This window comes from Pseudomonas sp. M2(2023), assembly GCF_030263955.1.
In the GTDB taxonomy this organism is placed as follows: Bacteria; Pseudomonadota; Gammaproteobacteria; order Pseudomonadales; family Pseudomonadaceae; genus Aquipseudomonas; species Aquipseudomonas asiatica.
In genome coordinates, this window is the sequence record NZ_CP127114.1 from 2,212,473 (window position 1) to 2,222,328 (window position 9,856).

Genomic DNA, 9,856 nt, shown 5'->3' on the forward strand with positions numbered 1-9,856 from the left:
CTAAAACCGGTTTTGTTCGATAATCGAACGCAAAACTAACCATTCCGTACAAAGAGATTGAAGCGACGACTTTACCTGCGAATAATCGATCGTGCCAGGAACTGTGGCGCTGATTTTCCAGGTCCTGCCCTGGCCTTGATCCTCTAACAACAAGGAACTCCCGCCATGCAGCGTTCGATCGCTACCGTGTCCTTGAGCGGCACCCTGCCGGAAAAGCTCGAAGCCATCGCCGCCGCCGGTTTTGACGGCGTCGAGATCTTCGAAAACGACCTGCTCTATTACGCCGGCAGCCCGCGCCAGGTACGGCAGATGTGCGCCGACCTGGGTATTGCCATCACCCTGTTCCAGCCGTTCCGCGATTTCGAGGGTTGCCGCCGCGACCGCCTGCAGAAGAACCTCGACCGCGCCGAGCGCAAGTTCGACCTGATGCAGGAACTGGGCACCGACCTGGTGCTGGTGTGCAGCAACGTCCAGGCCGATGCCCTGGGTGAAGAGCAATTGCTGGTCGACGACCTGCGCCTGCTGGCCGAGCACGCTGGCAAACGCGGCCTGCGCATTGGCTACGAAGCCCTGGCCTGGGGCCGCCACGTCAATACCTACCAGCAGGTCTGGAACCTGGTGCGCCAGGCCGACCACCCGGCCCTCGGGGTGATCCTCGACAGCTTCCACACCCTGTCGCTCAATGGCGACCCGAGCGCGATCCGCGACATCCCCGGCGACAAGATCTTCTTCGTGCAAATGGCCGACGCGCCGATCCTGGCCATGGATGTGCTGGAGTGGAGCCGCCACTTCCGCTGCTTCCCGGGGCAGGGCGAGATGGACATGGCCGGTTTCCTGGCGCCGATCCTTGCCACCGGCTACCGCGGGCCGCTGTCGCTGGAAATCTTCAACGACGGCTTCCGCGCCGCACCGCCTCGGCAGAATGCCGCCGACGGCCTGCGTTCGCTGCTGTATCTCGAAGAGCACACCCGCCTGCGCCTGGAGCAGGAAGGTACCTCGATCGAGCCCGGTGTGCTGTTCACCCCACCGGCGGCCAGTGCTTATGACGGCGTGGAGTTCCTCGAGTTTGCAGTCGACGAAGCCGTCGGCGCGCGCCTGGGCAGCTGGCTGAAGCGCCTGGGCTTTGCCGATGCCGGCAAGCACCGCAGCAAAGAGGTGCAGCTGCTGCGCCAGGGCGATATCAACATTGTGCTGAACGCCGAACCCTATTCCTTCGGCCACAACTTCTTCGAGGCCCACGGGCCGTCGCTGTGCGCCACCGCGCTGCGGGTCAAGGACCAGCAAGCCGCCCTGAAGCGTGCCACCGCCTTCCGTGGCCAGCCGTTCCGTGGCCTGGTCGGGCCCAACGAGTGCGAAGTGCCGGCGGTACGTGCGCCAGATGGCAGCCTGCTGTACCTGGTGGAGCAGGGTACTGCCGGCCAGACCCTGTACGACACCGACTTCAGCCTGGACAAGAACGCCACCGCCACCGGCGGCCTGCGCCGTATCGACCACATGGCCCTGGCCCTGCCGGCCGAGTCGCTGGACAGCTGGGTGCTGTTCTACAAGAGCCTGTTCGATTTCGAAGCCGATGACGAAGTGGTGCTGCCTGACCCGTACGGCCTGGTCAAGAGCCGCGCGCTGCGTAGCCAATGCGGCACCCTGCGCCTGCCGCTGAACATCTCGGAAAACCGCAACACCGCCATCGCCCATGCGCTGTCCAGTTACCGTGGCTCGGGCGTGCACCACATCGCTTTCGATTGCGACGACATCTTCCGCGAAGTGGCGCGGGCCAAACTGGCCGGGGTACCGTTGCTGGAGATCCCGCTGAACTACTACGACGACCTGGCGGCGCGTTTCGATTTCGACGACGAGTTCCTCAGCGAACTGGCCTACTACAACGTGCTGTACGACCGCGATGCCCAAGGCGGCGAGCTGTTCCACGTGTATACCGAGCCGTTCGAAGAGCGTTTCTTCTTCGAGATCATCCAGCGCAAGGGGGGGTATGCCGGTTACGGTGCGGCCAACGTCGCGGTGCGCCTGGCAGCCATGGCCAAGGCCCGCAGCGGGGCGGCGCGCAAGCCGGTCCTCTGAGCCCGGCGCGGTCCCTTTAGGAGCGGCCTTGCAGCCCGTCGCGACACAAGGCCGCTCCTACACCGACCGCGTATGCTTCAAGGGCGTTCGGCCACCAACAGCAGCGACTGTGGCAGCGCACTCTGGGGGTGCTGTGGCTCCTGCAGGCTGACCAGCCGCAACCCTGCCATGTCCAGCGCGTTCAGCCAGCTGGCCAGGGTGCGGAAGTACCACGGCATCACCTGCCAATCCCCGCCGAACCCGGCAAATGACTCTTCCCGCCAGCCATCCTGGTAATCGCCATCCGCCACGCTCCACGGGTGCAGGGTCTGGATCACCAGCGCACCGCCGGGCGCCAGCAACGCATTCATCGCCGCCAGCAGCGGGATGATGTCCTGCTGCAACAGGGCGAAGTTGGCACAGATCAGGTCATAGTCCTTGCCAACATAGGCCTGCGCAGCGGCCAGCTGGGCATAGCTGGCCAGGTGTACCTCGGCGGAACCCGCAGCACGCGCGGCATCCACCAGCGCCCGGTCACCGTCCACACCTACCGCCTCGACACCCCGGTCGCCCAGCGCGCGCAGCAGCCAACCTTCACCACAGCCCAGGTCGAGCACCCGTTCGGGCTGGCGGCCAAGAATGGCCAGCAGGATGGCCTGGTCGGTAACCTGGCGACGGCTGTCGATACTGCCGCTGCGCACCGCATCGATCCAGGCCTGGGCGTTGTGCTGCCAGCTGTCGAGCAAGGCGTCTTCAGGGTTGCGCATGTTCATCTCCGTTGGGCGGGCGATGCTTCACTGTGCCCCGGTCAACAAATGGGTGGCAAGCCCCGCCAGGGCACAGGCTATCAACACCTGGATCACCCCACGCTTGTAACGGAACAGCGCCACCGCCGCCGCCAGCGCAATCAGCGCCGAAGGCCAGTCGAACCGCCCGTCGAAACCGGCCGGCCACAATACGTGGTAGCCGAAGAACAGCGCGAGGTTGAGGATCACGCCCACTACCGCCGCGGTTATCCCGGTCAGCGGGGCGGTGAATTTGAGTTCGTTGTGGGTCGATTCCACCAGCGGGCCACCGGCCAGGATGAACAGGAACGAGGGCAGGAAGGTGAACCAGGTCACCAGGCTCGCCGCTACCGCGCCGGCCATGAACGCCTGGTCGGTGCCGAACATGGGGTGCAGGTAACCACCGACGAAGCCGACGAAGGCCACCACCATGATCAGCGGCCCGGGGGTGGTTTCCCCCAACGCCAGGCCATCGATCATCTGCGTCGGCGACAGCCAGCCGTAATGGCCGACGGCCCCCTGGTAGACGTAGGGCAGCACCGCGTAGGCGCCGCCGAAGGTCAGCAATGCCGCCTTGGTGAAGAACCAGCCCATTTGCGTTAAGGTGCCTTGCCAGCCAAAGGTAGCCATCAGTACACCCATGGGCAGCAGCCACAGCGCGGCACCCACCAGCAGCAGGCCCAGCAGCCGCCCCCAGCTGAAGCGGGTGTGCTCTGGCGCCGGTGTGTCGTCGTCGATCACGGCCGGGCCCTGGCTGGCCCTGGTTGCGCCGTGGCCACCACCAGGCGCGAACTGCCCCGGTAGCAGCCGACCGCCGACATGGCCTAGCAGCGCGGCTGCCAGCACGATCAGCGGGAAGGGAACGTCGAGCGCGAAAATGGCCACGAACGAGGCCGCGGCAATGGCCCACAACCAGCCGTTTTTCAGGGCGCGCGTGCCAATGCGATGTGCGGCATGCACGACGATCGCGGTCACGGCCGGCTTGATCCCGTAGAAAATGCCAGCCACCACCGGCACTTCGCCCCAGGCCAAATAGACCCACGACAGGCCGATCAGGATGAACAGCGACGGCAGTACGAACAGGGTGCCGGCAATCACCCCGCCCCAAGTGCGGTGCATCAGCCAGCCAATGTAGGTGGCCAGTTGCTGGGCCTCGGGGCCAGGCAGCAGCATGCAGTAGTTGAGGGCATGCAGAAAGCGCCGCTCGCTGATCCAGCGGCGCCGCTCCACCAGTTCCTGATGCATGATCGCTATCTGCCCCGCCGGGCCGCCGAAGCTGATGAAACCCAGCTTCAGCCAGAACAGCAAGGCCTCGATCCGGCTGATGTGGCCACGCGTTTGCTCGGCGGCGCCTTGCAGGTGTTCCGTCATTTTCTTCCCTTTGGTATTCAGCTGGCCGCAGCGCGCTGTCGCTTGATCCGGTACATATCGCCATCAGCATGGCGCAGCAGCATGTCGGCATCATTGCCGTCTTCGGGGAAACGGGCCACGCCAATGCTGCAGGACGGCGCTCCGATGCCTGCAAACTCGGCGCCGAGTGGCTCGGCCATGGCTGCCAAAATGCGTGCCACCTGCTCGGCAATGGCCTCTGGCGAGGCGTAGTCGGTCAACAGCACGGTGAACTCGTCACCGCCCATCCGCGCCACTGTATCGGTCGCCCCAACGCAACCTTCCAGGCGCCGCGCCAGAATGCATAGCACCCGGTCACCCACGCTGTGGCCGTGGTTGTCGTTGATATCCTTGAAGTCATTGATATCGATGAACAGCAACGCCAGCGGGTGGTTGTGGTGCCGGGCCGCGACAAGTGCGGTGCCCAGCCGCTCATTGAACATGGCCCGGTTGGCCAGGCGAGTCAGCGGGTCATGGTGGGCTAGGAAACGCAATTCTTCCTCGGCCTGGTGTTGGGCGGTGATATCCCGCGCTACACCAATGCGGGCATTGGCCTCATCGGACCAGGAGGCTGACCACAGGATATGCACGATACTGCCATCCTTGCGGATGTAGCGGTTACGGAAGTCGTAATGGGGTTGGCCGTTCATCACCCGTACGATCGACGCGCGGGTAATCGCCAGGTCGTCAGGGTGCATGTAGTCGGTGATCGGGGTGCCGATCAGCTCGCAGGCCTGGTAGCCCAGCAGCGCCTCGCAGGCATCGCTGACGAAAATGATCTGGTTGCCCCTGTCGACCACGAACACCGTGTCCAGCATCAGGTGGATCAGCCTGGGGTATAACGCTTGCAGGTCTACGGGCATGGGGCATGGCGTCCGCGGCGGGGTCACCGATCATAGCCTGAAATGGAGAAAAATGCGGTAGGCGCCGCTGTGGGAGCGGGCCGCCGATAGTCAGTTGCTTACTACCAGTTCCGGCCCGAGGTAATCGTTGATCTGCTGGATATCGTCATCTCCCAGGCTGCCCACCGACGATGCCAGGCGCAGCCGCGACATCAGGTAGTTCAGCTTCGCCTCGAACAGGTCATGCCGGGCGTCAAAAAGCAATTCCTCGGCATTGAGCACATCCGAGTTGGTGCTGGTGCCGCCCTCCCTGAAGCCCTTGCGGGCCGAAAGCAGCGAGCGTTCGTTGGATGCCACGGCCTTTTCCAGCGCCTGGATGCGCAAGGCGCCACTCTGTACACCGCGATACTCGCGGGTGGTGTCGGAGATCACTTCCTGGCGCGTGGCATCCAGTTCATCCAGTGCCTTGGAACTGTTGGCGCTGGCCTGGCGGGTGAGGGCGCTGGTGCTGCCGCCGCTGTATAGCGGAATGTTCAGCTCCAGCCCGATCGAGCTGTAGTGGTTGCGCTGGTTCAGTTCGGAGATCGACTGGCTGCTGCCGGCGGTATAGCCCGCCACGAAATCCAGGGTCGGCCAGTGTCCGGCGCGGGCGCGTTTCACTTCTTCTTCGGCCAGCTCGTAGTTGTGCCGGCGCGCATGGATCAACGGGCTGTCGGCCTGGGCCTTGACCAGCCAGTCCTGCAGGTTGCCCGGCATCAGCGGCGGTGTGTTGAAGCCCGGCTGCAAGGTGGTCAGCGACTCCGGCGTTTCACCAATGTATTCCTCCAGCTTGCGGCGGGCGTTGACCAGGTTGTCCTGGGCCTCGATCAGGTCGGCCTCGGCCAGGTCGCGACGGGCTATCGACTCGTCGATGTCGGTGATGGTGCCGGCGCCCAGCTCCATGCGCCGCTTTGCCGACGCCAGCTGCTCTTCGAAGGCATTTAGCTTGGCCTTGGCCAGGGTGATGGTTTCGCTGGCCAGCAGCACGTCGAAGTAGGCGTCGGCCAGGCGCACCGCAGCGTCCTGGGTCTTGGCATCGAACACCGCCACGCTGTAGTCGGCACGTTGCTGGCCCTGATGGTATTCGGCCATCTTCTGCTTGTTGAACAGCGGTTGGCGCAACCGCACGTTGGCACCCTTGGAGTCATAGTCCAGGTCGTTGTCCCGGCCGCTCTGACGTTGGCTGCCATTGACCTTGTTGAAGTAACCCACAGCGTTGATCTGCGGCAGCAGGCCGGCCTGGCCGATGGCGCGGTTCTCGCTGCCGGCTTCTTTCTCGTGCACCGCGGCGCGGTAGATCGGGCCCTGGTATTGCAGCAGGTCCCAGGCTTGCTTCAGGTCCATGGCACTGGCCTGTACGGACAACCCCAACAGGCACAACATCAGGCACGGGCGATTCATGTCATTGCTCCTTGAACGAGGCGTCCACGCGTTCGAGCATCGGCTTGAGCAGGTAGCTGAGCAGGTTGCGCTCGCCGGTCTTGATGGTGACGGTGGCCGGCATCCCGGGGCGGATATGGTTGCTGCCCAGCAGGGCCATGCCGTCCTGCGTCACTTCCACCTGGGCCAGGTAATACGGCTGCTTGCTTTCTTCGTCCATCAGGCGGTCGGCGGAGATGGTCTTGACCCGCCCCGGGATATTCGGCGTCTTCGCATGGTTGAAGGCCGGGAAGGCCAGGTCCACGTCCAGGCCCGGCACCATCTTGTCGATGGCCTGCACCGGGATCATCGCGTCCACCTGCAACGGCTGGTCGAGCGGTACCACCTCCATGATCTTGGCCCCTGGCTGGATGATGCCGCCGACCGTGGCGATGCTCAGGGCCTGGACCATGCCGTCGATCGGCGAGCGGATCACCGTATGGGTCACTTCGTAGTCCAGCGCGCGCAGGCGATCGGCCAGGGTGGTGTTCTCCTTGGCGGTATCGGTCAGCTGTGATTCCACTTCCTTGAGGTAGTCGTGCTGGCGTTGCAGGATGCGCAGCTTGATCTCGGTGGCCTGGCTGCGCGCCCGGGCAATGTTGTTGAGGTTTTCGGCCTGACCGGCGGACAGGTCGGCATTGTTGCGCTCCAGCTCCAGCAGGCGATTGCGTGGTACATAGCCTTCGGCGGCGAGCACGCGTGTGCCTTGCAGTTCCTGGTTGAGGAAGCCGATCTGCGAGGCGCGGGCGCCATACACCTGCTGCAGGCCCTTGAGCTGCACCGCCGTGGCAGCCAGGTTTTCCTCGAGGATGCTCAGTTCGCCAGCCAGGCCCGCGCGGCGGGTGTCCAGCAGGCGCTGTTGCAGGTCCATCGCTGCCAGCAGGCGCGGGTCGCCGCCGTAGTGCTTGAGCAGGGCAGGGTCGAAGGTGACCTGGTCGCGGCCATCGCGCTCGGCTTCCAGGCGGTTCTCCACGGTCTTGCTGACGATGTACTGGGCACTGACCGCACCCTGTTCGGCCACCGCGCGCAGGGCGTCCAGGCGTACCACCTCCTGGCCTTTCTTCACAACATCGCCTTCACGCACCAGGATCGCCTCGACCGTGCCACCGGTCAGGTGCTGCACGGCCTTGCGGTTGCTGCTGACCTTGACGGTACCGGTGGCGACCACACCGGCATCCAGCGGCGCCAGGCCCGACCACAGCAGGAAACCGCCAAAGCCGGCGGCGACCAGCCACACGCCCCAGCGTGCCGGCCGATGAATGTCCAGGTCGATCTCGTTGCGAGCCTCGGCGGGAATCAACTCGGTGTGTTGGGTCATCTGCATGATCGGTCACTCCCGTACTTTTACCGACGCCAGCGGCGCAGCGGTCGCCGTCGGGATCACGCTGGCCTTGCGCAGCGCCGCGAACACTTCGTCGCGGCTGCCGAGCATGTGCACGGCACCGTCACGCAGCATCAGCACCTTGTCGACCGCGCACAGCACATTGGGCCGGTGGGAAATCAGGATTACCGTGGCCCCGCGTGCCTTGAGTTCGGCCAGCGCATCGACCAGGGCCTTTTCGCCAACGTCATCGAGGTTGGCGTTGGGCTCGTCCAGCACCACCAGGTTCGGCTCGCCATACAACGCGCGGGCCAGGGCGATGCGTTGCTTCTGGCCACCGGACAGCGGGCTGCCGTCGGCTGCCAGTCGGGTGTCGTAGCCCTGCGGGAAGCGCAGGATCATGTCGTGCACACCGCTGCTGCGGGCGGCGCGGATCACTGCTTCGCTGTCCACTTCGGCAAAGCGTGCGATGTTTTCGGCGATGGTGCCCTCGAACAACTCCACGTCCTGTGGCAGGTAACCGAGCCACGGGCCAAGTTCGGCCTTGTTCCAGGTGAAGATGTCGGCGCCGTCCAGGCGCACCTTGCCGGCCTGGGTCGGCCACACGCCTACCAGCAGGCGGGCGAGGGTGGATTTGCCCGAAGCCGACGGGCCGATGATGCCCAGGCTTTCACCCGGGACCAGGCTGAAGCTGACCCCGCGCACGATGCTGTTGCTGGTGCCGGGAGCACCGGCGACCACGTTTTCCACGGCCAGCATGCCCATTGGCCGTTGCAGCGACATGCTTGGTGGCCGCTGCGGGTAGTCGTGCAGCAGGTCGTTGAGCCGGCCCCAGGCGGAACGGCTGCCTTGTAGTTGCTTCCACGCGGCGATCACCTGTTCTACCGGGGCCAGGGCGCGGCCGGTGAGGATCGAGCAGGCAATCATCATGCCGGGGGTGATCTTGCCTTCGATCGCCAGCAGTGCGCCGGCACCGAGGATCACCGATTGCAAGGTAATGCGCACGAAGCGCCCGGTGCTACTGATGATCGCCGCGCGGTCGGAGGCCAGGGTCTGCATCTGCAGGATGCGCAAATGGCCCTGAAACCAGCGCTTGCCGATCGCTGGCAGCATGCCCATGGCTTCGATCACTTCGGCGTTGCGCAGGTTGTTGTTGGCGTAGCTGGCCGAGGACAGTGCCGCCTGGTTGGCCTCGGCCAAGGGTTTTTGCGTGGCCTTCTCGGTGAGGTAGGCCAGGCCCACCAGGATCAAGGAACCGATCAGCGTCACCAGCCCCAGCAGTGGGTGGATCAGGTAGCAGACCAGCAGGTAGATCGGCGTCCACGGGGCATCGAAGAAGGCGAACAGGCCGTTGCCGGTGAGAAACTGCCGTACCTGGGCCAGGTCCTGCAAGGCCTGGGCCGGGTTGCCGCCGGCGCGGCTCAGGTTGCGTTCGAAGGCAGCGCTGAAGATGCGTCGGTTCAGATCCATGTCGAGGAAGTTGCCGACCCGGATCAGTACGCGGGTGCGGACCATCTCCAGGGCCGACATCAGCATGAACAAGCCGATCACCAGCAAGGTGAGCATGGTCAGGGTGGTGACGTTGCGGCTGACCAGGGCGCGGTCGTACACCTGCAACATATAAATAGCTGGCGTCAACATCATGACGTTAATGACACCGCTGAAGGCGGCAAGGGCAAAAAAGCTGCGGCGCAGGCGGAACAGCACGTCGGCCAGCTCGGAACGGGTGCGTGGTGGCTTGTGCATCGGGGCCTCCCTTTATCACAAACGGGAAGCCCTTGCGGCGGCCCGTACAGCGGTAGTTGTGGCTTCTGGTCGGCTCGCAGGCGGGTCGCTCTGAGGGCGAATGGTCCAAAACGCTGCGCTGCTCCCACATGCTGGAGCGTAGGTTGCAGTGAAACACTCGGTAATATCTTTTTGCTCTATAAAATCTTTGAACTTTTCATAAGTGCCGTGAAAACAGTAAGTTGTATAGCGCTGTCAGCGTTGCGTGAATTTTTGACGGGATA

7 protein-coding genes are annotated in these 9,856 nt (G+C 64.3%); 1 reads left to right on the top strand and 6 read right to left on the bottom strand.

Features of this window, described 5'->3' with window-relative positions; all coding sequences use genetic code 11:
• The first annotated feature begins 165 nt into the window (after nt 1-165).
• Complete coding sequence (quiC, locus tag QN085_RS10285; RefSeq protein ID WP_041506091.1) at nt 166-2,073, top strand: 3-dehydroshikimate dehydratase QuiC; 1,908 nt, start codon at nt 166-168, stop codon at nt 2,071-2,073.
• Between the two features lie 77 nt (nt 2,074-2,150).
• On the opposite strand, the gene QN085_RS10290 is transcribed toward quiC, so the two are convergent.
• The 6 genes from QN085_RS10290 to QN085_RS10315 all read right to left on the bottom strand — a co-directional run bounded on the left by QN085_RS10290 (nt 2,151) and on the right by QN085_RS10315 (nt 9,593).
• Nucleotides 2,151-2,819: a class I SAM-dependent methyltransferase gene (locus QN085_RS10290; RefSeq protein WP_031325920.1), complete on the bottom strand. Its 669-nt coding sequence runs from the start codon at nt 2,817-2,819 to the stop codon at nt 2,151-2,153.
• Nucleotides 2,820-2,846: 27 nt separating this feature from the next.
• Nucleotides 2,847-4,208 carry a chromate efflux transporter gene (chrA, locus tag QN085_RS10295; RefSeq protein ID WP_013972061.1) on the bottom strand — a complete coding sequence of 454 codons (1,362 nt, stop codon included), beginning with the start codon at nt 4,206-4,208 and terminating at the stop codon, nt 2,847-2,849.
• Between the two features lie 17 nt (nt 4,209-4,225).
• Nucleotides 4,226-5,089, bottom strand: a complete 864-nt coding sequence (locus tag QN085_RS10300) for a sensor domain-containing diguanylate cyclase (protein WP_031325771.1) — start codon at nt 5,087-5,089, stop codon at nt 4,226-4,228.
• Nucleotides 5,090-5,179: 90 nt separating this feature from the next.
• Nucleotides 5,180-6,508, bottom strand: coding sequence for a TolC family outer membrane protein (locus tag QN085_RS10305; RefSeq protein ID WP_023663258.1), 1,329 nt, complete (start codon nt 6,506-6,508; stop codon nt 5,180-5,182).
• A gap of 1 nt (nt 6,509) precedes the next feature.
• Nucleotides 6,510-7,850 (bottom strand): HlyD family type I secretion periplasmic adaptor subunit, encoded by a 1,341-nt coding sequence (locus tag QN085_RS10310; RefSeq protein WP_023663259.1) that lies wholly within the window; start codon nt 7,848-7,850, stop codon nt 6,510-6,512.
• A gap of 6 nt (nt 7,851-7,856) precedes the next feature.
• Nucleotides 7,857-9,593: a type I secretion system permease/ATPase gene (locus tag QN085_RS10315; protein ID WP_015269957.1), complete on the bottom strand. Its 1,737-nt coding sequence runs from the start codon at nt 9,591-9,593 to the stop codon at nt 7,857-7,859.
• Nucleotides 9,594-9,856: the final 263 nt, after the last annotated feature.

Excerpts from the sequence above, each read along its gene's own strand:
- QN085_RS10305 (WP_023663258.1), bottom strand. The coding sequence starts at position 6,508 with ATGAATCGCCCGTGCCTGATGTTGTGCCTGTTGGGGTTGTCCGTACAG.
- QN085_RS10290 (WP_031325920.1), bottom strand. The coding sequence starts at position 2,819 with ATGCGCAACCCTGAAGACGCCTTGCTCGACAGCTGGCAGCACAACGCC.
- QN085_RS10315 (WP_015269957.1), bottom strand. The coding sequence starts at position 9,593 with ATGCACAAGCCACCACGCACCCGTTCCGAGCTGGCCGACGTGCTGTTC.
- quiC (WP_041506091.1), top strand. The coding sequence starts at position 166 with ATGCAGCGTTCGATCGCTACCGTGTCCTTGAGCGGCACCCTGCCGGAA.
- QN085_RS10300 (WP_031325771.1), bottom strand. The coding sequence starts at position 5,089 with ATGCCCGTAGACCTGCAAGCGTTATACCCCAGGCTGATCCACCTGATG.
- chrA (WP_013972061.1), bottom strand. The coding sequence starts at position 4,208 with ATGACGGAACACCTGCAAGGCGCCGCCGAGCAAACGCGTGGCCACATC.
- QN085_RS10310 (WP_023663259.1), bottom strand. The coding sequence starts at position 7,850 with ATGCAGATGACCCAACACACCGAGTTGATTCCCGCCGAGGCTCGCAAC.